The organism is Ruegeria sp. F5, assembly GCF_056533845.1.
In genome coordinates, this window is the sequence record NZ_JBQFOU010000011.1 from 48,051 (window position 1) to 72,193 (window position 24,143).

Genomic DNA, 24,143 nt, shown 5'->3' on the forward strand with positions numbered 1-24,143 from the left:
GACTAGGGGCAGTTGGAGCCATCTGATGCAGGGGAACAAGCCGCAGGGCAGTCTTGGGCGCTGGCTTATGGGCGCGCTGGCGGCTTTGATACCGACGTCTGTCGCGGCGCTGGAAACCACCCTGTCCATCCCCGGCGCCTCCAAGGAACTGGTTGAACGGATCGAGGAAACATCCTCGGTCACAACCGCCGAATCCCGTGGGCTGGACACGCCGCTGGAAATTCTGTCCGGGGCGCTGTCGGATTACCGCACCATCGTTCAGATCCTGTATGACGAAGGGTATTTCAGCCCCGTCGTTAGCATCAAACTGGACGGGCGCGAGGCCGCTGACCTGAGTTCACTCAGCGTACCCGCGCAAATCAATCGCGCCGTCATCACGGTTGAAACCGGCCCGACGTTCAGGTTCGGCGAGGCCGTCGTGCAGCCCCTGGCCCCCGATACCGTCCTGCCCGAGGAGTTTGCGACAGGCAAGCTGGCAACCACCGGGGCCATTCAACAGGCGGCGTCCGCTGGCGTGCAGGGCTGGCGGGATGCCGGTCACGCCAAGGCCGAAGTGGCCGGTCAGACCGTCATTGCCCGACACGCGCAAAGGCGTCTGGACGCCGAGGTCGATCTGGCCCCGGGCAGGCGGCTGACCTTTGGCAAGATGTTCATCAAGGGCGACACCGATGTGCGCCACCGCTCGATTGAAAAGATCGCCGGCTTCCCCAGCGGCGAGGTGTATTCGCCCGCCGAGATTCAAAAGGTCGGCACGCGTTTGCGGCGGACCGGCACGTTCAACGTGGTCTCGATTCAGGAACGCGAAACGCCCAATCCCGACGGCACGCTGGATTTCGATGCCACATTCGAAGACCTGCCCAAACGCCGCCTGACCTTCGGGGTGGAACTGGCATCGCGCGCTGGTGTCGATGTGACCGCCACATGGACCCATCGCAACATGTTCCGGCGCGCCGAGAGGCTGCGGTTTGAGGCGGCGCTGCGCAATATCGGCGGGTCCGAACCGCTGGACGGGCGACTGGGCCTGCGTTTGGATCAGCCCGATCGTCTGGGCCCGGACGACAACACGTTCTGGAGCGCCCTGCTGGAACAGCGCAACACTGACAACTACAATGTCACGGTGGCGTCGCTGTCCTACGGTGCGCGGCGCACATTCTCGGACCGGCTCTATGCCGAGGCGTCAGCAGGTTTCCAACTGTCGGATGCGGATGATGCTTTTGGCGACGGGCGGAAGTTCCGGTATTTCATCCTGCCCTTCCGTTCGGAATGGGACCTGCGCGATAGCAGGGTCAGCGCCACGCGGGGGTACTATCTGGATTCGCAGGTCATGCCGTTTGTCGGGCTATCCGGCACCGACACCGGCATTCGCCTGTTCTTTGACGGGCGTGCCTATACCAGCCTCAGAACCAATGGGCGCATCGTGCTCGCGGGGCGGGTGCAGCTGGGCTCGGTCCTCGGCCCTTCGCTGGACGGGGTCACGCCGGACTTTCTGTTTTTCTCGGGCGGTGCGGGCACGGTCAGGGGCCAGCCGTTTGAAAGCCTCGGCATCCCGGTCGGCACCGGTGTTGCGGGCGGCAAATCGTTTCTGGGCCTGTCGGGCGAGGTGCGCGGCAAGGTTACTGAAACCCTGTCTTTGGTCGGGTTTTACGACTACGGTGTGGTCGATACGTCTTCGTTCATCGGCAGCGGCGCGCGCGATCACGCGGGTGCCGGGCTTGGGGTCAGATATGACCTTGGCGGGTTCGGACCGCTGCGCTTTGATCTGGCCTGGCCGGTTTCGGGCACGACCGGCAACGGTTTGCAATTCTATATCGGGATCGGGCAGGCATTTTGATACGGCGTCTTTCATATCCTCTGCTGATCGGCACCCTGACCTGCGCCCCACTTGCGGTTCAGGCGCAAGAGGATGGCGGCGGCAGCATGATCGAACGCTTCCTGCAGGACACGCTGTCGGGTGACGACCAGAACGTGACGGTCCGGGGCCTGCAAGGGGCGCTCAGTTCCCGCGCCACGATTCAGGAGATTACGGTTTCCGATGACGAAGGCGTCTGGCTGACCATCAAGGATGCCGAGCTGGACTGGAACCGTCTGGCCCTGATCCGGGGCCGGTTTTCTGTCAACGCGCTGACCGCGCAGGAAATCGATGTCGCCCGCGCTCCGGGAACAACCACCAAGGACACGCCACCACCTTCGGCGGAAACCACGCCGTTTCAGTTGCCGGAACTGCCGGTATCCATCGAAATCGGCGAGATCCGGATCGATGAGCTGTCACTGGGCGAGCCGCTGATCGGCGTCGCGGCTGATCTTGCCGTCAACGGCAACCTGTCGCTGGCAGATGGAACGCTGGACACCAATCTTGACATCACCCGGCTGGACCGCGCCGGGGATGAGATCAAACTGGCCGCAGGCTTCCAGAATTCCAACAGCCAGATCGATCTGGATTTGCAGGTGATCGAGGCATCGGGCGGGCTGATCTCGACCGCGCTGAAGATACCGGACAGCCCGCCGATCGGGCTGACGGCCAAAGGGTCCGGCCCCGTCACCGATTTCACCGCCGACATTGGCCTGAGCAGCGACAACCAGGTGCGCGTCAACGGTCAGGTGCGGTTGCGCGCGGCCCCGACCGCGGCGGCAAGCGCCGAGGACGGGATTGCCTTTACCGCCGATCTGGGCGGCGACCTGACGCCCTTTGTCGCCGAGAACATGGACACGTTCTTTGGCACCCAGACCCGCCTGTTCGTGGACGGGCTGACCAAGCCGGACGGTGCGCTGGACATCAGCGATCTGGAACTGACAACCGAGGCGCTGAACCTGAAGGGTGAACTGCAGCTGGCCACTGGCGGCACCCTGCAACTTGCTGCCCTGCAAGGGCGCATTACTCCGCCCGAAGGGACCTCGGTCGTGTTGCCGGTCTCGGGCGGCGAGACGTCGATTGAGGCGGCACAGCTATCGGCGCTGTTCGACCGGAAGAACGGCAATCTTTGGGACCTGAGCCTGACGGCAAACGCGTTCAAATCGCCCCAGATCAGTCTGGACCGGGCGCAGATCACGGCGCAAGGCACGCTGGAACAGGGGGATATCCTGAAAGTCGATGGTGATCTGCAAGCCGCGCTTGACGGGATCGACATGACCGACGCGGCGCTGAACACGGCGCTTGGCGACCGGATCACGCTGGACGGCCTGTTCGATTATGGCAGCGACGAATCCCTGAACCTGTCGGGGTTCGAACTGGTCGGCTCGGATTACGCGCTTGGTGTCGACGCGCTGATCAGCGGCCTGACCAGCGGGTTGCAGGTGGACGGTTCCGCCCTGCTCGAGGCCTCGGACCTGTCGCGCTTCTCGGATCTGGCACAGCTCGATCTGGGCGGGAACGCCACGGTCCGGGTCGAGGGCAACGGCTCGCCGCTTGAGGGCAGTTTCGACGGCAAACTAGTTGTCGAGGGCAATGATCTGTCCACAGGGCGCGACGATATCGACCCGGTGATCAAGGGCGAAACAACGGTCACGGTCGATGCCAAACGCGGCGAAGACGGCCTGACGCTGCGGGATTTCTCGGTGATCAACAACGCGTTGCGCGCGCAGGCGAGCGGCACGGTGACAACGCCCGACGGGAATGTCTCGATCGACGGTCAGGCCAGCGTGGATGCACGCGATCTGTCGGTCTTTTCCGGTCTGGCCAAGCGCGATCTGGGCGGGTCGGTGCAGGCGAAGCTGGACGGCAAGGGTACCATTCAGACGCTGGAGTTTGACGGCACGGCGAGCGTTTCCGGGCGCAGCATCAGGACCGGTATATCCGACATTGACCCGCTGCTGACCGGCCAGACTTCGGTCGAGTTTGACGGGGCTATCAGTCAGGATCAGATCGTCATTCGCGAGGCCAAGGTGAACGGGAACGCGCTGACGGCGCAGGTCGCCGCCACCATCGACGACCCGACCGGCGAACTGGCAGTGGACGGTCAGGCACAGGTGAACGCGCCGGACCTGTCGCTGTTCTCGGGGCTGGCCGGGCGTGATCTTGCGGGATCGGTTCAGGCCGATCTGCAGGGCCAGGGGGCCATGGGCAGCAAGTATTTCGACCTGCAGGGCAACGTGGCGGCGGATGACATTCAGACCGGCATCGAGCTGGCTGATAAGCTGATTCAGGGGCGCACGACCCTGAACGTGGATGCGGTGAATGACGATCAGGGTCTGAATATCCGCACCTTCTCGCTGAAAGGCTCGGCCCTGTCGGCAAACGCGTCGGGGCAGTTGGACAGGGAGTCCGGCGGGCTTAATTTCTCGGCCGCACTTGACGATCTGGGGCGGTTGTCAAACACCCTGTCCGGCCCGCTGTCGCTGGACGGCAATGTGGCCCCCACCGGATCGGGGCTTGAGGGCAACGCGCGGCTGCAAGGGCCTGACAGTTCCTATGCCAGCCTTGTGGGAACGGTGGACAGGAACGGTTCGGCAGATGTGGATTTCGACGCCAAGTTCAACCGGATCGAACGGTTCGCGCCCGATTTTCCCGGCAATATTTCCGCCACCGGCAGCGCGCAACGGGATAACGGTGTCTGGACCATCGACGCCAAGGCCGAAGGACCGGCCGAGATCAACAGTAACGTGAAGGGCACGTTCGACGAAACCTCGGGCCAGGCGGACCTGACGGCGCAGGGCGGGATCAATATCGGCATCGCCAATATCTTCATCTCGCCCAACAAGATCGACGGCACCGCCCAGTTCAACCTTGCCCTGAAAGGCAATCCGGCGCTGGATTCCTTAAGCGGATCGATCACGACCTCGGGCACCTCGCTGGCCATTCCGACCGCGGGCCAGACCATCACCGGCATTGGCGGGTCGGTCGATCTTGCGCAAAGCCGCGCCACAATCTCGCTGAATGGCAGCATGCGCGCGGGCGGAGGCTTTACGGTCAGCGGGCCGGTGGACCTGACACCGCCTTTCAACGCGCAGATCACGACCGCGCTCAACAATCTGGTGCTGACCGACCAGTTGCTGTACGAAACCACGCTGAACGGCCAGATTTCCATGACCGGAGCTTTGGCCGGGAACAGCGCGCTTTCGGGTCAGATCAATTTTGGCGAGACCAACATCAACCTCGCCGCCGCCTCGGGCGCGGTGGGCGCGGCCCCGATCCCCGAGATTCAACATGTGAATGAAAGCCGCGCCAGCTATGTCACCCGAGAACGCGCGCAGCTTGTGGTGTCAGAGAGCGAAACGAAAGGCGATTCCCGGATTTCGCTGGATATCAGCCTGCTGGCCCCCAAGGCCGTGTTTGTAAACGGGCGCGGTGTGAACGCGGAACTGGGGGGGCGTCTGTTCATCGGCGGCACCACGGCATCGGTTGTCCCCTCGGGCCAGATCGAACTGATCCGGGGCAACTTCGACATTCTGGGCCGCCGTCTGGCGCTGACAAAGGGCATTGTCACCCTGCAGGGCGACCTGACGCCCTATATCGAGTTCGAATCCTCGGCCAGCACCTCGGACGGGACGGCGACTATCGAAATTGCCGGGCCGCTGGATTCGCCCGAAGTTAACGTGTTCTCGGACCCCGAACGCCCTGCGGAAGAGGCCCTTGCCATGCTTCTGTTCGGAAACCGGTTTTCCGAACTTTCGCCGTTTGTGATCGCGCAGATGGCGGCATCATTGGCGCAGCTCAGCGGTGCGGGCGGGGATGCCACCAGGGGGCTGCGCAAGTCCACCGGGCTCGACACCGTCGATATCGGCGCGACCGAGGGCGGGGCCGGTCGTCTGGGCGCAGGCGCGTATCTGAGCGACAATCTGTACACGGATTTCACCGTCAACACCGAGGGCGATACCGAGGTGAATCTGAACCTGGATGTCACCGACAATTTCACCGTGCGCGGTACCGTCGATGGGCGCGGAGAAACCGGGATCGGCGTGTTCTTCGAACGGGACTATTAACCGGCGAAAAACTGATCTCTGCCAGCACCTGCCGGCTGGCCTTGCCGGGCCGCTGGCCCCAGTGACTTGGGCTGTTTGGCCATCCCAAACAGTTATCCAAATGGGCCTGCGCGCGCGCCAAACGAAGCGCCCCCCAAACCGCTTCACGGATCGTCGAATATGGCAACCGCCCGGACAAACCCGGCCGAGGCCCCTTTGATCTTGAACGGAAAGCACGAGATTTCGAAACCCGTGGGCGGCAGGTCTTCGAGGTTGGTCAGTTTCTCGATATGGCAATAGCCGATGTCCATCGAGGCGCGGTGCCCCTCCCAGATAATCGACGGGTCCTGTGTCGCGGCATAGGCCTGCGCTGTCAGTGGGAAGGGGGCGTCCCAACTCCAGGCATCGGTGCCGGTGACGCGTACCCCGCGTCCGGTCAGATAAAGCGTCGCCTCGCGCCCGATTCCGCAGCCTTTCATCAGGTAATCGGGCTTGCCGTAATGGGTTCCGGCCGCGGTGTTGACGACGACGATATCCAGCGGTTGCAGGTCGTGCCTGATGCGCTTCAGTTCGGCTTCGACATCAGCGGCGGTGGCGACATAGCCATCTTCGAAATGCCGGAAGTCCAGCTTCACGCCGGGGTTCATGCACCACTCAAGCGGCACCTCATCAATGGTGATCGCCCGCTCGCCGCTGTTCATGGTCGAGTGATGATGGTAGGGCGCATCCAGATGGGTGCCGTTATGCGTGGCGATCTGCAGGCGTTCGATGGCCCAGCCTTCACCGCCCGGCAGGTCCTCTTTCTGCAACCCCGGAAAGAAGGCCATGACCTGTTCCGCCGTCTGATCATGGGTCATGTATTCGATCTCGGGCAGCATGATCGGCGGGTCGGATACGATGCCGGTTTCCAGCGGAACGGACAGATCGACAAAACGGCGGGGCATGTTTTCCTCCCGGGAGCTGCCGCTACAGGGTTGGCCGCGCGCAATACGCTGTCAAGATACGAAACAGGCGACCCGGTCGGGGTCGCCTGTATTGGCTTGGTGCGTGGTGGCGGATTATTCCGCCGCGATGGCGTCTTCGATCTTTTCCACGCGAATGGCCGAGAACTTGAATTCGGGGATTTTGCCATAGGGGTCGATGGCCGGGTTGGTCAGGATATTCGCCGCCGCTTCGACATAGGCGAAGGGGATGAACACCATATCCTCGGCAATCGCCCGATCGGCGCGCACCATGATCTCGATCGAACCGCGACGGGTGGTCAGGCGGATCGTGTCGCCCGGTTCGATGCCCATCAGTTTCAAAGTCCGGGGGTTCATCGAGCAATTCGCTTCCGGTTCCACCGCATCCAGAACGCTGGCCCGGCGGGTCATCGATCCGGTGTGCCAATGTTCCAGCTGACGGCCCGTGGTGGCGATCATCGGATATTCGTCGTCCGGGGCCTCATCCGGCGGAATGACGCTGGCCGGGGTGAATCGGGCGCGGCCATCGGCGCGCGGGAAGCCATCGCCGAACACAATCGCCTGCCCCGGATCGGTCTCGGACAGAGATGGATACGTGATGGTCTCGGTCTCCAACCGTTCCCACGTGATGTTATCCAGCGACGCCATGGTCAGCTTCATCTCGGCAAAGACCTGCGACACATCCGTGTAGTCCCAATTCAGCCCGATGCGCTGCGCCAGTTCGACGGTGATTGCCCAATCCTCGCGCGCCTCACCCGGAGGGGTCACCGCGGGCCGCACCCGCTGCACCTGCCGGTTGGTGTTCGACACGGTGCCGTTCTTTTCGTAAAGCGCCGAGGCGGGCAGGATGATGTCAGCATAGTTCGCCGTCTCGGTCAGGAAGATATCCTGCACGATCATCAGTTCCAGCTTGGCCAGCGCCTCGCGCGCGTGGCCGACATCCGGGTCGGACATGGCCGGGTTTTCACCCTGAATATACATGCCCTTGATATTGCCCGCATAGGCCTGATCGATGATCTCGGTGACGGTCAGGCCCTTCTCGTTCGAGAAGTCGTCCGAGTTCCAGACCTCGTTGAACTTGGCGCGTATTCCATCATCGGTGACCGACTGATAATCCGGCAGGAACATCGGGATCAGACCCGCATCCGAGGCCCCCTGCACGTTGTTCTGCCCCCGCAGCGGGTGCAGACCCGCGCCGGGTTTGCCGACATTGCCGGTCATCAGGGCCAGCGAGATCAGGCAGCGCGAATTATCCGTGCCGTGGATATGCTGGCTGACGCCCATGCCCCAGAAGATCAGACCTGCCTTGGCCTGCGCAAAGGTGCGTGCCACACGGCGCAGCTGATCGGGTTCGATGCCGCAGATCGGCGACATCGCCTCGGGCGTGAACTGGCGCAGATGCTCTTTTTCGGCCTCCCAGTTCTCGGTCCAGCGGTGGATGTACTGGCTATCGTATAGTTCCTCTTCGACGATCACGTTCATGATCGCGTTGAGCATCGAGACATCGGCACCGGGACGGAATTGCAGCATCTCATCGGCGAACTTGCGCATGCCAACGCCGCGCGGGTCCATCACGATCAGCTTGCCGCCGCGCTTGGTGAACTGCTTGAAATAGGTCGCAGCCACCGGGTGGTTCTCGATCGGGTTGGCCCCGATGATGATCGCCACATCGGCGTTCTCGATCTCGTTGAAGGTTGCGGTCACCGCGCCCGAACCGACGTTCTCAATCAAAGCCGCAACCGACGACGCGTGGCACAGACGGGTGCAGTGGTCGACATTGTTGTGCTTGAAGCCCTGACGGATGAACTTCTGGAACAGGTAGGCTTCTTCGTTGGTGCACTTGGCCGAGCCGAAGCCCGCAACGCTGCGCGGATCTTCGGTGCGCAGGGCTTTCAGCTTGGTGGCGGCCAGATCCATCGCCTCGTCCCAGGTCGCTTCGCGGAAATGGGTTTTCAGATTGCCGGGATCGACGTTCAGGCCCTTGGCAGGCGCATCCTCGCGCCGGATCAGCGGCTTGGTCAGGCGATGCGGGTGGTGAATGTAATCGAACCCGAACCGGCCTTTGACACAGAGGCGGCCTTCGTTGGCGGGGCCGTTGATGCCCTCGACATATTTCACCTTGCCGTCCTTGACCTTCAGAGAGACCTTGCAGCCCACGCCGCAGAACGGGCAGACGCTTTCGGTCTCGGAATCGTAATCCTTGCTGTCGCCAAGTTGCTGATCATCCAGCACAGTGGCGGGCATCAGGGCACCGGTCGGGCAGGCCTGAACGCATTCGCCACAGGCCACGCAGGTCGAGGCACCCATCGGGTCGTTCTGGTCGAATACCACCTGAGCCGTGTGGCCGCGACCGGCCATGCCGATCACGTCGTTGACCTGCACGTCGCGGCAGGCGCGAACGCAGAGGTTGCAGTTGATGCAGGCGTCCAGATTGACGCGCATTGCAACGTGGCTGTCATCCAGCAGAGGGATTTTCTCGGGCTCTTTCGCCGGGAAACGGCTGTCGCTGACATTGTTCAGCTTGGCCATGTCCCAGAAATGGCTCGAGGCATCATGCGGCTGTTCCGGCTGATCGGCGACCAGAAGTTCCATCACCATGGCGCGCGACTTCTCGGCCCGCTCGCTGTCGGTTTTCACCACCATACCGTCGGCGGCCGGACGGATGCACGAGGCGACCAGAGTGCGTTCGCCCTCTACCTCGACCATACAGGCGCGGCAGTTGCCGTCGGGTTTGTAGCCCGGCTGCGGCTTGTGGCACAGGTGCGGGATGGTGAACCCCTGCCCTTTGGCGGCTTCCCAGATGGTCCAGCCTTCGGGCACGGTGACGTCTTCGCCGTTCAGGTTGAAGGTGACGGTCTTGTTTGGGCTTGCGTCAAGCATGGCTCTGTCTCCCCTCAGATTTCGTCAGCGAAATGTTTCATGACCAGACGGATCGGGTTCGGGGCCGCCTGCCCCAGACCGCAGATCGAGGCATCGCCCATGACCTGACACAGATCTTCCAGCAGGTCCTGATCCCACTTGTCGGCCTGCATCAGCTTGACCGCCTTTTCGCAGCCCGCCCGGCAGGGGGTGCACTGGCCGCAGCTTTCATCCTCGAAGAACCGCAGCATGTTCAGCGCCGCATCGCGGGCAGTGTCCTGATCGGACAGAACCACCACGGCGGCAGAGCCGATGAAGGTGCCATGCGGTTGCAGCGTGTCGAAATCCAGCGGGATGTCGTCCATCGACGCTGGCAACAGGCCCGAGGACGGACCGCCCGGCTGGTACGCCTTGAAGGTCTGACCTTCAGCCATGCCTCCGGCGGCCTCGATCACGTCCAGAATGGTCGATCCGGCAGGCAGCAGGTGGACACCCGGCTTCGCCACCCGGCCCGAGACCGAATAGCTGCGCAGGCCTTTACGGCCATTCTTTACGGTGCTGTTCAGGCATTCCGGCCCCTCACGGCACACTTTCGTGACCCAATAGAGCGTCTCGACATTGTGCACGAGCGTCGGACGGTTAAAGACCCCAACCTGCGCCACGAACGGAGGACGATGACGCGGCAGGCCTTTCTTGCCTTCGATCGACTCGATCATCGCGGATTCTTCGCCGCAGATGTAAGCACCGGCCCCCCGGCGCAGGTCGATATAGCCGGATTCAACGATCCCGGCCTGTTCCAGCGCCGCTATCTCACGCCGCAGAATTTCCAGCACCGCCGGGTATTCATCGCGCATATAGATAAAGCAGGTTTCCGCCTCGACCGCCCATGCGGCGATCAACATGCCCTCAAGGAAAACGTGCGGCGTGCGTTCCAGATAGTAGCGGTCCTTGAACGTACCGGGTTCGCCCTCATCGCCGTTGACGGCCAGATAGCGGGGTCCTTCGTTCATCCGCACAAAGCCCCATTTCTTGCCCGATGGGAAGCCAGCACCACCCAGGCCGCGCAGGCCCGAGGACAGGACGTCTTCCTGCACTTTCTCCCAGTCACTGCCCTCGCGCAGCTCTTTCAGCTTGGCGTAGCCGCCATTCGCCTCATAGGCGGTAAAGGCTTCGTAATCGGGCAGATGCGCGTAGGTGTCACCGGCGGCAATCGCGACCTGCACCTTTTCGGGGGTCGCATGGTCGATATGGTTGTGGCCGATCTCCAAAACCGGCGCCGTATCGCAGCGACCCATACAGGGCGCGCGCAGCACCCGGACCCGCGAGGCGTCCAGACCATCCTCCAGCGCCTTCTGCAACTGCTGGGCACCTGCCATCTCGCAGGACAGGGAATCGCAGACGCGGATCGTCAGCGCGGGCGGCGGCGCCTCATCCTCTTTCACGACGTCGAAATGGGCGTAGAAGGTGGCGGTCTCGTAAATCTCGGCCTGACCGATCCGCATCTCGACCGCCAGGGCGGCGATGTGGTCGGCGCTGATATGGCCGTGTGCGTCCTGAATCAAATGAAGGAATTCGATCAGCAGATCGCGGCGGCGCGGGCGGTCGCCCAGCAGGCGTGCGATTTCGGCCTGCGCCTCATCCGTGAACTGCCGGCCCTTGGGCGTGTGCCGCCCCTTGCCTTTACCTGACTTCCAGACGCCCTTGGGTGCGCCCGATGGCTTGGTATCTAATGGTGCCATGATGCCCTCCGATTGAGGTTCGGTCTCTCATCAGACCAGCATATCGTCAAATCGCTTGTCGCAATCGCACGATAACGACAGCTTATCACCGCAAAGACGTCACCACCGCACGCAAAGCTTCGACCGTGGGCAGTTCGGGGTCACGTGCAAGCGTCGCCAGACAAATCGGTTTGCTGACAATCGGATCAACCAACGGCAGCACCTTTGTGCCCTTAAGATCGCCCAGCGCCCGGACCAGAACGCGGGGGACAACAGTCGCCGCCAACCCCTCGCGCGCCATGACCATCGAGGCGGTAAAGCCGCTGGTTTCCGCAACCACATGCGGATGCAGGCCCTGTTCGGCGAAAATCCGTTCAAGGATGCGCCGGTTCTGCATCTGCGGCTCAAGCAGGCTGATCGGAAAATCGGCAACCCGCGCCCAGGGGATCGGGCCGGCTTCCTTGGTCATGTGGGACGGGATCAGCAGCACATAGGTTTCCTCGTACAATGGCTGGACCTGCCGCAGATCAGTGCCGATGCTGTCACCATATGTGATACCCGCGTCCAGACTGCCCTCATCCAGCCGATGCTGAATGGCGGTCGCAGACATGGTTTCAATGCGCGTCACGATGCGCGGATGCGCCTGTTGCAACCGTTTGATCAGCCGACCGGTGAAAGCAATCGCCGTCGGGATCACGCCGAGGATCAGGGTCCCCGTAATCTCACCCTTCGAGGCAAGCACCTGCTGCTCCAGCGCCTTGGTGTCGTCAAGGATACGCCGCGCGCGCTGAACGATCATCTCACCCTCTTCGGTCAGGCCCTGAAACCGGTTGGCCCGGCGGACGATGGATACACCCAACCGGTCTTCGAGGTTGCGGATGCGCATCGAGAAGGCAGGCTGCGAAATCCCGCATTCCTCGGCCGCCTTGGCAAAATGACGATGCCGCGCGAGGGCGCTGAGCAGTTGGAGGTCGCGGATTTCGATCATGCCTCGGTTTCTTTTTTCAGTCAGAAGCGCAGAGTAGCGCGTTTACAGCCCTGTGAAAGCTCTTGTTGCACCTGCGCGCGCCGAAAAATCGCAATTTCCCCAGTCGAAGCGAACACGTTATCCTACCCGAAGTGGTCATGATGCAAGGAGGAGGTCAATGGCTAGAAAGTACATCAGCTTGGTACCGCGCTTTTGGGCAGTGGCGATTTTCCTGACCTTTGCCTCAGGAGGAGATGCGATGGCACAACAGACCGACAATTCCGCAGCAAAAAACCTGTCCCGGCAGGCCGTTGAAATGTGGGCAGCAGAGTCCTCAATTGACGAGTCAATATTCGCCGAAGGGTATCAAAACCACCAAGCGCCCTTGGCGACCGGAGGCACCGGGAGTATCGATTTAGCCACTTGGGCCAGCATAGTCGCGGAAAATCACAAAGCCTTTCCCGACCTGAAAGTCGAAATTTTTGCACAGATCGCCGAAGGCGACCGCGTATCCACCCATTGGCGTTTCTATGGGACACAGAAGGGGACTTACCTGGGCCAGCCTGCCACTGGCGATACAGTCAACTGGACCGGCGTTCAGATCGATCGCATCGCCGCTGGAAAGATTGCGGAAAGCTGGGTTGTCTGGGACTACTTCACACTACGGCACGAGTTGGGTCTTGGGGGCTAGCGCCAAAGCTTTGTTAACCCGGGCGCACGTAATGCTCAGGTATTAAACAAAAAGTGCATCACATCGCCATCCTTGACGATGTAGCCCTTGCCCTCGGCCCGCATCTTGCCGGCTTCTTTCGCGCCCTGCTCGCCATTGGCGGTGATGTAGTCGTCATAGGCGATGGTTTCGGCGCGGATGAAGCCTTTTTCGAAATCCCCGTGGATCACACCGGCGGCCTGCGGCGCGGCGGTGCCGGTGCGGATGGTCCAGGCACGGGCCTCTTTCGGGCCGACGGTGAAATAGGTTTCAAGCTTCAGCAGGTCGTAACCGGCGCGGATGAGGCGGTCGAGGCCGGGTTCTTCCAGCCCCATCTCCTCAAGGAACATCTGGGCTTCGTCGTCTTCCAGCAGGCTGATCTCTTCTTCGATCTTGGCGCTGATGATGACGTGGGCATTGCCCTGCGCGGCGGCCATCTCGGCGACTTTGGCCGAGTATTCGTTGCCGTCGACGGCCTCTTCCTCGGATACGTTGCAGACATAGAGCACCGGCTTGGTGGTCAGCAGCTGCAGCATCTTCCACGCTTTCGCATCCTCGTCGGACACTTCGACCAGACGCGCGGGTTTGCCGTTTTCCAGCATCACCTGCGCCTCGGCCAGCAGACGGTCCTGTTGCGCGGCCTCCTTGTCGTTGCCCTTCAGCTTGCGCACCAGATTGGCGCGGCGCTTTTCGATGCTTTCCAGATCGGCCAGCATCAGCTCGGTTTCGATGGTGTCGGCATCGGCCACCGGGTCGACGCGGCCATCCACATGGGTCACATCGCCATCTTCGAAGCAGCGCAGCACATGGGCAATCGCGTCGGTCTCGCGGATATTGGCCAGAAACTGGTTGCCCAGACCTTCGCCCTTGGAGGCACCTTTCACCAGACCGGCAATATCCACAAAGGTCATGCGTGTCGGGATAGTCTGTTTGGACGCAGCAATCGCCGCCAGCTTGTCCAGCCGGTCGTCAGGAACAGCCACATCGCCCACATTCGGTTCGATGGTGCAGAACGGGAAATTTGCCGCCTGCGCGGCTGCGGTCTTGGTCAGCGCATTGAACAGGGTCGACTTGCCCACATTCGGCAGACCCACGATTCCCATTTTAAAGCCCATTGCGGCCTCCTGAAGCGATACGACGGCGTCTTCTATGCACGTCGGGGAAAATGCGCAACCCGGCCTGCCAAAATGCCCGAGTCGCTTTTGCAACATCACAGCACCGTTATGACATTTGCACTTGCGTGAGTTGTGATTGCTGCTCAAAGCTTACCAAGTAACAAGTGCCGCTTATGCAACGACAAAGAAGTCCTATGAAATCACTGTTTGTTTCCGTCGCCCTTTTCCTTGCAGCAACATCCGTACAGGCTCAGTCCGTCATATTTGGCGCAGGCTATGCGGATTTTTCCAACGGCAATGGCGACGACGAGGCGATATTTTCGCTGGAATACCAACACCGCCCCTTCTACGAGGCAACTCGTTTCAACGCGACATGGGGCGCAGCGCTGACCGTGGATGCCGCTGGAGACACTCATATCGGCGCGGGCTTGATCGGCATCTATTCCTTTTCGGATCGCTGGTTCGCCGAGCTCAGTTTTATGCCGGGCTACTACAATGCCGCAAATGACGACAACGATCTGGGCGGCAATTTCCAGATCCGCAGCCTTCTGGGCGTCGGCTACACGCTGGACAGCGGTAACAGCATCTCGCTGGCCCTTACCCATAAATCCAACGCCAGCACCGAAAGCTTCAACCCGGGTGTGAACTCGCTGTTCCTGCGGTATCACTACGGGTTCTGAGGCAATCTGACCCTGCGGGATTGATTTCCGGTCAAAGTTTCTGCACATCAGGTTCAAACCTGACTGCAAGGACATCCGATGACCCGTATCGACGCCAAATTCGCAGCCCTGAAAGCCGAAGGCAAAAAGGCCTTTGTCGCCTATGTGATGGCCGGTGATCCCGACTATGAAACCTCGCTCGAGGTTGTCAAAGGCCTGCCGGGCGCGGGCGTGGATGTGATCGAACTGGGCCTGCCCTTCACCGATCCGATGGCGGACGGCCCGACAATCCAGCTGGCCGGGCAGCGGGCCCTGGATGGGGGCATGACCCTGCAGCGCACACTCGATCTGGCCCGCGCCTTTCGCGAGACCGACGACACCACGCCGATTGTTCTGATGGGCTATTTCAACCCGATTTACAGCCGCGGGGTCGATCAGTTTCTTGACGACGCCAAGGCCGCTGGCATCGACGGGCTGATCGTGGTCGACCTGCCGCCCGAAGAAGACGCGGAACTCTGCCTGCCTGCTCAGGCCGCCGGTCTGAACTTCATCCGACTGGCCACACCGACCACGGATGACAACCGCCTGCCGCGCGTGCTGCAAAATACCTCGGGCTTCGTGTACTACGTCTCGATCACCGGGATCACCGGAGCCGCCGAGGCGCAGGCCACAAATGTCGGCCCCGAGGTTGCCCGGATCAAAGCCAAGACCGACCTGCCGGTCATCGTGGGCTTCGGCATCAACACGCCCGAGAAATCGCGGGCCATCGCCAGCGTCGCGGACGGGTCGGTCGTGGGATCGGCCATCGTCAGCCAGATCGGCGCGGGCAAACCGGTGGCCGAGGTTCTGGATTTCGTCAAAACGCTCGCCGACGGGGCGCATTCGGCCTGAACCGGAAAGGCTGAGGATGCCCGTCATCACCACCATCGAAGACCTCCGGCAGATATATGAACGCCGCGTGCCGCGGATGTTCTATGACTACGCGGAAAGCGGCAGCTGGACCGAGCAGACGTTCCGCGAAAACAGTTCGGACTTCGAGAAAATCCGCCTGCGCCAGCGGGTTGCCGTGGACATGTCGGGGCGGTCGACCGCGTCGCAGATGATCGGCGAAGATGTCTCAATGCCCGTGGCGCTTGCCCCTGTCGGCCTGACCGGCATGCAGCACGCGGATGGTGAGATGAAGGCCGCGAAGGCGGCCGAGGATTTTGGCGTGCCTTTCACGCTGTCCACCATGTCGATAAACTCGATCGAGGATGTGGCGGACCACACCGAAAGACCCTTCTGGTTTCAGCTCTACACCATGAAGGACGCAGATTATGTCAGCCGCCTGATCCAACGTGCCAAGGATGCGAACTGCTCGGCCCTAGTGATCACGCTGGACCTGCAAATCCTGGGTCAACGCCACAAGGACCTGAAAAACGGCCTGTCCGCCCCGCCCAAACTGACGCCCAGGACCATCGCGAACCTGATGACCAAATGGGCCTGGGGCATCGAGATGCTGCGGGCGCAGCGGCGCGAATTCGGAAACATCGTCGGCCATGTCGATGGCATTTCGGATGCCTCATCTCTGGGGGCCTGGACTGCCGAACAGTTCGATCCCAGACTCGACTGGAACAAGGTCGGAAAGCTGATGGAGGAATGGGGCGGCAAGGTGATCCTGAAAGGTATTCTTGACGCCGAAGACGCCAAAATGGCCGTCAAACTGGGCGCGGACGCCATCGTTGTGTCAAACCACGGCGGGCGGCAGCTGGACGGGGCGCTCAGTTCGATCCGCATGCTGCCCGAGATCATGGATGCGGTTGGCGGCGATATTGAAGTGCACCTCGACAGCGGAATTCGCTCGGGACAGGACGTTCTCAAAGCCTTGGCGCTGGGGGCCAAAGGCACCTATATCGGGCGCGCCTTTGTCTATGGACTGGGCGCGATGGGGCAGAAGGGCGTGACCACCGCGCTGGATGTTATTCAAAAAGAACTGGATACCACGATGGCCCTGTGCGGTGAACGCTCGGTTGGCGATCTGGGTCGCCACAACCTGCTGGTGCCCAAAGATTTCGGCGGTCGCTGGCAAGACTGACAATCTGGATTGGGGGCGCTGCCCCCGCCGCCCTGCGGGCGACTCCCCCGGGATATTTTTGGCCAGATGAAGCAGGGGATCCTTTATTCATCTGGCTCTAAACATCCCGGAGCGCGAGGCAGAGCCTCGCAAAAAACCTAAGCGGTCAAAAACCCCTTTCCAAACCGAATGAATCAAGCTAAGGACGCGGCTTCACGCGGGCATACAGCCTTGGAGGATGCCCGCCCTAACATTGGAGAATTATCATGGCTGGAGAGATTCCTGATCTCGTAGCTCTGGAACGGACGGGGACAGGCAAGGGCGCCGCTCGTCAGGCACGCCGCGACGGCATGGTTCCGGGCATTGTGTTTGGTGGCGACAAAGACCCGCTGCCGATCCAGATCCCGTTCAACGTTCTGTTCAAGCGTCTGAAAGCGGGCCGGTTCAAGTCGACCCTTTGGAACCTGAAGGTCGAAGGCCACGAAGACGTCCGCGTCATCTGCCGTGACGTTCAGCGTGACGTCGTCAAAGACCTGCCGACCCACCTGGACCTGATGCGCCTGCGCCGGACCACCAAGATCGCACTGTTCATTCCCGTTGAGTTCATCAACGAAGAAGCAGCCCCCGGCATCAAGAAGGGCGGCGTTCTGACCGTTGTCCGCCCCGAGGTCGAACTGATGTGCACCGCCGGCGATATCCCCGAGAAGATCACCGTTGATCTGACCGGTATGGAAATCAACGACGTTGTCACCATCTCGTCCGTTGACCTGCCCGGCGGCACCAAGCCGACCATTGATCGTGACTTCGTGATCGCCAACGTCTCGGCCCCCACCGGCCTGTCGTCCAGTGACGATGAAGAAGGTGAAGAGGGTGAAGTCGCTGCCGATGAAGTTGAAGTCATCGGTCAGGACGAAGCTGAAGAATAAGTTCGGACTGCATCCGGATTGGGAAACGGGGTTCCAACGGAGCCCCGTTTTTCTTTTCCCGCCTTCGGGCTGGAATTTTCGGACAAAACCGTGCAATCACGGCGCAACGCGACGCAAAGGCTGGACGATGAAACTGTTTGTCGGATTGGGAAATCCCGGATCGAAATACGCCCGCAACCGGCACAATATCGGCTTCATGGCTGTGGACCGGATTGCCCAAGATCACGGGTTCGGCCCCTGGAAATCCAAGTTTCAGGCAGAGATTGCCGAGGGCCGTCTGGGCAGCGACAAGGTCCTGCTGATCAAACCGCAGACCTTCATGAACCGATCCGGCCAGTCCGTGGGTGAGGCGATGCGATTTTACAAGCTGGACTCCACCGACGTCACGGTGTTTCACGACGAACTGGACCTCGCCCCCGGCAAGGTGCGGGTCAAGGCGGGTGGCGGTCATGCGGGGCATAACGGGTTGCGGTCGATCCATGACCATATCAGCCCGGCCTATGATCGCGTCCGGCTGGGGATCGGGCATCCGGGTCGGAAAGAAATGGTTTCGCCCTATGTATTAAGCGACTTTGCCAAAGCCGATGCAGACTGGCTGGACGATGTGCTGCGCGGCGTGTCTGACGGGGCCGCCTATCTGGCCGACGGCGATGGCGGCAAGTTCATGAATGCGGTCGCCCTGCGCACCGCCCCGCCGAGATCGTCCAAAACACCGGCGAAACCGGACCCTCAGGCTCAACCAGCCCAGGAACAGGCAGACTCGGCCCCGGACAGCCGGTCAGCCATGCAAAAGCTGCTGGACAAGTTCAAATAGGTCAAAACCTGCGCTTCCGTAACGTTGCAATTGCGGTTTCCGGACCCGCGCGCCAATCTTCCTGCGAGGGAGGCATTGCATGAGAACAATGTTCAAGTGGCTGCTGCGCATCGTTCTTGCGCTGGTGCTGGCTGCCGTTGTGGTCGGCGTCTGGAAACGCGAAGAGATTCAGCGGTTGATGGCCGTGAACTCGCTGTTTGCGCCTGACAAGATCGTCAACAATTTCTCGCATATGGACGATGCCTTCCTGACGGTCACCCTGCCGCGCGGGGATGGACCCACGTGGGAATTGCCCTATGGCCCCGGCTTTGACTTGCCGGATGGTGCCGATTCATGGATTGACGAGCGTGCCGTGACCTCTCTGCTGGTGCTTCAGGATGGCGAGATCCGGTTCGAAGAATATTACCTCGGCACCGGCCCCGATGACCGGCGGATTTCCTGGTCTGTCGCCAAGAGCTATCTGTCGGCCCTGTTCGGCATCCTGATGGAGGACGGCGCGATTGCGTCCCTGGACGACCCGGTCGTGCAATATGCCCCGGAACTGAAGGGCACCGCCTATGACACAGCCACACTCCGCAACGTGCTGAACATGGCCAGCGGCGTGACCTTTGACGAGGATTATCTGGACTATAACTCGGACATCAATCGCATGGGTCGCGTTGTCGCGCTGGGTGGCGAACTGGATGATTTCGCCGCATCGCTGCGAGAAACTTTCGCGCCACCGGGAGAGGTCTGGCAATACGTGTCCATCGATACTCATGTGCTCAGCATGGTGATCCGGGATGCGACCGGGCGTAGCATGGCCGATCTGCTGACCGAAAAGATCATAGAACCGCTGGGGCTGGAGCAGGACGGGTACTATATCACCGACGGCGCGGGCGTTGCCTTTGTGCTGGGCGGCCTGAACTTCACCACCCGCGACTTCGCGCGGTTCGGGCAGATGATCCTGCAGAACGGCACGCGGGATGGGCAGCAGATCGTACCGGCAGACTGGATTACCGATTCCACCTGGCCCAGCGCCCCGACCGAACCCGGAGAAATCGGATATGGCTATCAATGGTATGTGCCGGTCGGCGCGCATGAGGGCGAGTTTCTGGCCCGCGGAATCTACGGCCAGCATATCTATTTCGATCAGGCGCGCGGCGTTCTGGTCGTGACCACGGGCGCTGACCGGCAGTTTCGTGACCCCGGAATCCGCGAGCTGAACATCGAAATGTTCCGCAAAATCGCGCAAAGCCTGTAAAGTGCCCTTATGCAAAAGCAAGACAGCATCAATGTTCTGGGCGGCGTTCTGGCCCCCTGCTCGCGCGATCCGCTGACCGGGTTCTTCCGGGACGGGGCCTGCAATACCTGCCCCGAAGATCAGGGCAGCCACACCGTCTGCGCGGTCATGACGGCCGAGTTTCTGGCGTATTCGAAATATGTTGGAAACGACCTGAGCACCCCACGCCCCGAGTTCGACTTTCCCGGCCTGAAACCCGGCGACAGCTGGTGCCTGTGTGCGGCCCGGTTTCTGCAGGCCCATGACGAAGGCTGCGCCCCAAAGGTGCATCTGGAGGCCACGCATCAACGCGCGCTAGAAATCGTTCCGCTAAAGCTGTTGCGCCAGCACGCGGCGGAAGGCTGAGTCTGCGCGGATCAAAAGGCCATCTGCCAGGTCAGGCTGACCGAATAGCTTTCAAAGCCGCTTTCGCCGATGCCGTCATAGAACAGATCAGCCGCCAGAGAACTGGTGTTTTCCAACCGATAGTCAAAGCCCAGATCGACGCGCCCACGGGCGGTGTCGCCGATAGGGGCGACGCCCGGTGCGGTTCCTGTGCCCGATGTACTGCTCCAGATCCCCGACAGACCGCCGGTCAGCTGCATCTGCCCGCGTTTCACGGCAATCGGATGGCTGAAATCCATGCCGAGACGGGCGGTGGTCAGGCTGAAATCCTGCTGCGGGATCAGATTCCCGAGGCTGTCCGTGTAAGCCTCCTGATCATCGCTGGCGTAGCTGACATCGAGCAGCGGCATCAGCGTCAGATCGCCCTGCTGCAACTCGCCGGTCACGCGGGACTGAATCAGCCAGCGGTCACTGTCGAAACTGTCCTCATACGTGCCAAAGGGCGAAATGTCGTTGTCGGCCTGCCCGTACAGCACGCGGCCTTCGAAAAACACCGGCTGGCTGGGAAGTTTGGCAACCACGTAAGGCCCGACCAGCCAGCCCGTTCCGTCCACGCTGGCTGCGCCGTTATCCGTTTCCGCATAATCGATCTGCAACATCGCGCCGATCAACAGGTTCTGGTTTATGCGCCGGTGTGTGCCCAAAACCGCAAGCGCGTAGGAGGTATCGAAATCGTCCTGCGAGCTCCAGTTACCCGTCAGGTTGAACCACACAGGGAATGAAGGATCGCTGGCAAAATTCAGATACCCCGCCCCTTGCGTCACCGTGGATTCGAACGCGCCGGTGCCCGAGTTCTGCAGGAACCGTGTTAGTTCGGGCTGGTTCGTGACAAGGCTGTTGGCCCGGGCGTTCTGAAAGGCCTGGATCAGTTGCTGCGTGTTCACCACCGCCTGCACCGTGCTGACCGTATTGGACGCGAGGTTTGTATTGCCGGCGGCATCGGTGAAAACACCCGCCGGAACAAAAAGTTCGATGGTTCCGTTGTTCTGAGGCGTCAGCGTCGCCACATAATTCGACCCCGATCCGGACAGGATGGCCGTGGCATTGGTGACCGAAAGATCGCTTGCGGTGAAATCCGTGCTGGGTTCACTCAGGGTGATCGTCGCCTCAAACGTCCTGCTTCCGGTCGCTGTCAATGGCCCGATCGTCGCCGTGGGCTGCGTTGTGTCCACGATGACCCGGGTGTTGATGAACTGCGTGCTCGTGACCCCGGACAACGCGAATTCATACTGGAACAGCGGTCCGCCGACCGTTTCGCGCGCGGTGAAAACGATGCCGATGTAATCGTCCGCCGCATAGGTGGAATCCGCGCCGTTCTGGCTGATAATCGTCGGGTCCAGATAGCCAAGGCTGGTCAAAACCGCCGGAGTTACCGCAGCGCCCGGCGTGCTCGCATTGCTGAAATAGAACGACCCGCCCGGAAACGCACCGGGAGAGCCCAGTGAAATAAACGCGGTCGAGATGCCCGCGTTGTTGCTGACCGCCGCAGGTCCGCCGCTGGGCGTCGAAATAGGTGTGAAGGGGATAAAGCCATCAAGGGCCGAAGCCTCTTTGCTGCTGCCCATCAGACCGGCAGCAACCACACAGAAAAGGTACAAAACCCTGCGCATAACGGACCAAACCATTCATACCTCCTACTGCACCGATCAGATGCGACACGTCAGGGCGCTCCGACTGCGCGGCCCCCGAAACAGCAACACCTTGCGTTCCCCTAAAATGGAAACTCCCCTGATCCGGCTGGTGAGAACAGCCGGTTAACGGAACGTTAATAAAATTCCAAAGCGCTGTATAGAAGGGCGTGTGATTCAACCGGTGGGTGCAGTTTGATCGCCGCAGTACCGGCGTTGGTCAGACAGGTGCAAGCTGGCGCGATACTGCCAAGTTTTTAAGGCTCGAACCGCCTGAAACAGCGCACTACCGACCGCGCCAAAGGGGTGTCTGTGCAACCCGGAACACCAAGTTTCGACCGCGATTAAGCGCTTTATCGCAACAGTCCGCCTAAAAAGCCGTCACTGAGCACTCAAAGGAAACCCAAGCTCAGATTGCGAAAAAGGCGGCAGCCGATTCCTCGGGCTGCCGCCTGCACCTTACCTGGTACCGATGCCCTCGGGTCAGTCGATCACGCGACCCTCGGTATCGGACATGTCAAAGTTCAGATACTTCGCAACCGTCTGCACGTCCTTGTCGCCCCGCCCGCACATGTTCATGCAGATCAGGTGATCCTTCGGCAGGTCGGGCGCGATTTTCATGACATGCGCCAGCGCATGGCAGGGTTCCAGCGCCGGGATGATGCCTTCGGTGGCACAGCACAGCTGGAACGCCTCGAGTGCCTCTTTGTCTGTGATCGAGACATACTGGGCGCGGCCAACGTCGTTCAGCCAGGAATGCTCCGGCCCGATGCCGGGATAGTCCAGCCCGGCGGAAATCGAATAGCCTTCGAGGATCTGCCCGTCGTCATCCTGCAGCAGGTAGGTGCGGTTGCCATGCAGCACGCCGGGACGGCCACCGGTCAGTGAGGCGCAATGTTCCATCTTCTCGTTCACGCCCTTGCCGCCAGCCTCAACGCCGATGATGTTGACCGATTTGTCGTCGAGGAACGGGTAGAACAGGCCCATGGCGTTCGAGCCGCCGCCGATAGCCGCGATTATCGTGTCGGGCAGACGTCCTTCGGCCTTGTGCATCTGCTCCTTGGCTTCCTTGCCGATGATCGACTGGAAGTCGCGCACCATCGCCGGATACGGGTGCGGACCAGCCACGGTACCGATGCAGTAGAACGTGTCGCGTACGTTGGTCACCCAGTCACGCAGCGCGTCGTTCATGGCGTCTTTCAACGTGCCACGGCCGCTCGTTACCGGGATCACCTCGGCCCCCAGCAGGCGCATACGGAACACGTTGGGCGCCTGACGCTGCACGTCATGCGCGCCCATATAGACCACGCATTTCAGGCCGAACTTGGCACAGACGGTGGCTGTGGCCACGCCGTGCTGACCTGCTCCGGTCTCGGCAATGATGCGGGTCTTGCCCATGCGCCGCGCCAGAATGATCTGTCCCAGCACGTTGTTGATCTTATGCGCGCCGGTGTGGTTCAGTTCATCGCGTTTCAGATAGATTTTCGCGCCGCCCAGGTGCTCGGTCAGGCGTTCGGCGTAATACAGCGGCGAGGGGCGGCCCACGTAATTCGCCCACAGATCGTCCATCTCGGCCCAGAAGGTGGGATCGTCCTTGGCCTTCTCATATTCCTCTTCCAGCGACAGGATCAGCGGCATCAGCGTTTCGCTGACAAAGCGCCCGCCGAAGATGCCGAAACGGCCCTGTTCGTCAGGGCCGGACATGAAGGAATTGAAAAGATCGTTGGCCATGGGTGTCTCCCTCGTCGTACCCGTTGTTCATAGGAGGTGGCGCGCGGATTTGCCATGGCAAAACGCATCACTCGGCGGCCTGAGTTTGCAGCCGCCACATATTCAACGCCTGCTGCGTAGTCGGGATGCCAACGCAGGAAAAGTGACAGAACCGGTTGATATACGCCAAACGCGACGAGGCCTGGACCACACGCCGATGCGGGCCGGACTGGGCAAAGGTCAGCATCGCCTCGGCGTCCTGCCAGACGGAGAGGGAAAAATACAGGCCGTCATGCGGGAAGACGCTGGCGTGATGGCACAGCGGGTCGCCGCGGGCCTGTCGCAAGGCCTGCCCGGCGCGCCAGAAAAATTCCGGCGCATAATACCAGTGTTTCAGAGAAACGCCGCCAATTGCCGCCAGCATGGTCCATCCCCTTTATCGGGGATACGCTGTGCGGACCG

18 protein-coding genes are annotated in these 24,143 nt (G+C 61.2%); 10 read left to right on the top strand and 8 right to left on the bottom strand.

Annotated elements, in window-relative coordinates; translation table 11 throughout:
• Positions 1–25: 25 nt before the first annotated feature.
• Positions 26–1,831 (top strand): autotransporter assembly complex protein TamA, encoded by a 1,806-nt coding sequence (locus ACR0K1_RS16770; RefSeq protein ID WP_480615340.1) that lies wholly within the window; start codon positions 26–28, stop codon positions 1,829–1,831.
• A complete protein-coding gene (locus ACR0K1_RS16775) occupies positions 1,828–5,916 on the top strand; it encodes a translocation/assembly module TamB domain-containing protein (protein ID WP_480615342.1) in 4,089 nt (1,362 codons plus the stop codon). Before ACR0K1_RS16770 ends, ACR0K1_RS16775 begins: the two co-directional genes overlap by 4 nt.
• A gap of 143 nt (positions 5,917–6,059) precedes the next feature.
• Here the strand turns inward: ACR0K1_RS16775 and ACR0K1_RS16780 are convergent, their stop codons facing one another.
• The 4 genes from ACR0K1_RS16780 to ACR0K1_RS16795 all read right to left on the bottom strand — a co-directional run bounded on the left by ACR0K1_RS16780 (position 6,060) and on the right by ACR0K1_RS16795 (position 12,422).
• Entirely contained in the window at positions 6,060–6,839 is a 780-nt protein-coding gene (locus ACR0K1_RS16780) for a cyclase family protein (protein ID WP_480851326.1), read from the bottom strand.
• Between the two features lie 114 nt (positions 6,840–6,953).
• Positions 6,954–9,737, bottom strand: coding sequence for a formate dehydrogenase subunit alpha (gene fdhF, locus ACR0K1_RS16785; RefSeq protein ID WP_480851327.1), 2,784 nt, complete (start codon positions 9,735–9,737; stop codon positions 6,954–6,956).
• Between the two features lie 14 nt (positions 9,738–9,751).
• Entirely contained in the window at positions 9,752–11,455 is a 1,704-nt protein-coding gene (locus ACR0K1_RS16790) for an NAD(P)H-dependent oxidoreductase subunit E (RefSeq protein ID WP_480851328.1), read from the bottom strand.
• A gap of 85 nt (positions 11,456–11,540) precedes the next feature.
• On the bottom strand, positions 11,541–12,422 hold the full coding sequence (locus ACR0K1_RS16795) for a LysR family transcriptional regulator (protein WP_480615349.1): 882 nt from the start codon (positions 12,420–12,422) through the stop codon (positions 11,541–11,543).
• A gap of 157 nt (positions 12,423–12,579) precedes the next feature.
• Between ACR0K1_RS16795 and ACR0K1_RS16800 the strand changes: the two genes are divergently transcribed.
• Entirely contained in the window at positions 12,580–13,092 is a 513-nt protein-coding gene (locus ACR0K1_RS16800) for an ester cyclase (RefSeq protein ID WP_480851329.1), read from the top strand.
• A 35-nt stretch (positions 13,093–13,127) separates the two neighbouring features.
• Here ACR0K1_RS16800 and ychF read toward each other — a convergent pair whose 3' ends face one another.
• The gene (ychF, locus tag ACR0K1_RS16805; protein WP_480851330.1) at positions 13,128–14,225 is read right to left on the bottom strand and encodes a redox-regulated ATPase YchF; all 1,098 of its coding nucleotides are present in this window, start codon (positions 14,223–14,225) and stop codon (positions 13,128–13,130) included.
• Between the two features lie 194 nt (positions 14,226–14,419).
• Here ychF and ACR0K1_RS16810 point away from each other — a divergent pair, with 194 nt between their 5' ends.
• The 7 genes from ACR0K1_RS16810 (at position 14,420) to ACR0K1_RS16840 (ending at position 20,304) form a co-directional block, all read left to right on the top strand.
• On the top strand, positions 14,420–14,905 hold the full coding sequence (locus ACR0K1_RS16810; RefSeq protein WP_480615355.1) for an acyloxyacyl hydrolase: 486 nt from the start codon (positions 14,420–14,422) through the stop codon (positions 14,903–14,905).
• A gap of 78 nt (positions 14,906–14,983) precedes the next feature.
• Positions 14,984–15,775, top strand: a complete 792-nt coding sequence (gene trpA / locus ACR0K1_RS16815) for a tryptophan synthase subunit alpha (protein ID WP_480851331.1) — start codon at positions 14,984–14,986, stop codon at positions 15,773–15,775.
• A 16-nt stretch (positions 15,776–15,791) separates the two neighbouring features.
• Positions 15,792–16,958 carry an alpha-hydroxy acid oxidase gene (locus ACR0K1_RS16820; protein WP_480615359.1) on the top strand — a complete coding sequence of 389 codons (1,167 nt, stop codon included), beginning with the start codon at positions 15,792–15,794 and terminating at the stop codon, positions 16,956–16,958.
• A 245-nt stretch (positions 16,959–17,203) separates the two neighbouring features.
• Positions 17,204–17,863 (top strand): 50S ribosomal protein L25/general stress protein Ctc, encoded by a 660-nt coding sequence (locus tag ACR0K1_RS16825; RefSeq protein WP_480615361.1) that lies wholly within the window; start codon positions 17,204–17,206, stop codon positions 17,861–17,863.
• Positions 17,864–17,990: 127 nt separating this feature from the next.
• Complete coding sequence (pth, locus tag ACR0K1_RS16830) at positions 17,991–18,677, top strand: aminoacyl-tRNA hydrolase (RefSeq protein ID WP_480615363.1); 687 nt, start codon at positions 17,991–17,993, stop codon at positions 18,675–18,677.
• Between the two features lie 79 nt (positions 18,678–18,756).
• Positions 18,757–19,920: a serine hydrolase domain-containing protein gene (locus tag ACR0K1_RS16835; RefSeq protein ID WP_480851332.1), complete on the top strand. Its 1,164-nt coding sequence runs from the start codon at positions 18,757–18,759 to the stop codon at positions 19,918–19,920.
• Positions 19,921–19,929: 9 nt separating this feature from the next.
• Entirely contained in the window at positions 19,930–20,304 is a 375-nt protein-coding gene (locus tag ACR0K1_RS16840; protein ID WP_480615365.1) for a DUF2237 family protein, read from the top strand.
• An 11-nt stretch (positions 20,305–20,315) separates the two neighbouring features.
• On the opposite strand, the gene ACR0K1_RS16845 is transcribed toward ACR0K1_RS16840, so the two are convergent.
• The 3 genes from ACR0K1_RS16845 to ACR0K1_RS16855 all read right to left on the bottom strand — a co-directional run bounded on the left by ACR0K1_RS16845 (position 20,316) and on the right by ACR0K1_RS16855 (position 24,105).
• Positions 20,316–21,968, bottom strand: a complete 1,653-nt coding sequence (locus ACR0K1_RS16845; protein WP_480851333.1) for an Ig-like domain-containing protein — start codon at positions 21,966–21,968, stop codon at positions 20,316–20,318.
• 486 nt (positions 21,969–22,454) lie between these two features.
• On the bottom strand, positions 22,455–23,702 hold the full coding sequence (gene trpB, locus ACR0K1_RS16850) for a tryptophan synthase subunit beta (RefSeq protein WP_480615368.1): 1,248 nt from the start codon (positions 23,700–23,702) through the stop codon (positions 22,455–22,457).
• 67 nt (positions 23,703–23,769) lie between these two features.
• Positions 23,770–24,105, bottom strand: a complete 336-nt coding sequence (locus tag ACR0K1_RS16855; RefSeq protein ID WP_480615370.1) for a hypothetical protein — start codon at positions 24,103–24,105, stop codon at positions 23,770–23,772.
• Positions 24,106–24,143 lie beyond the last annotated feature (38 nt).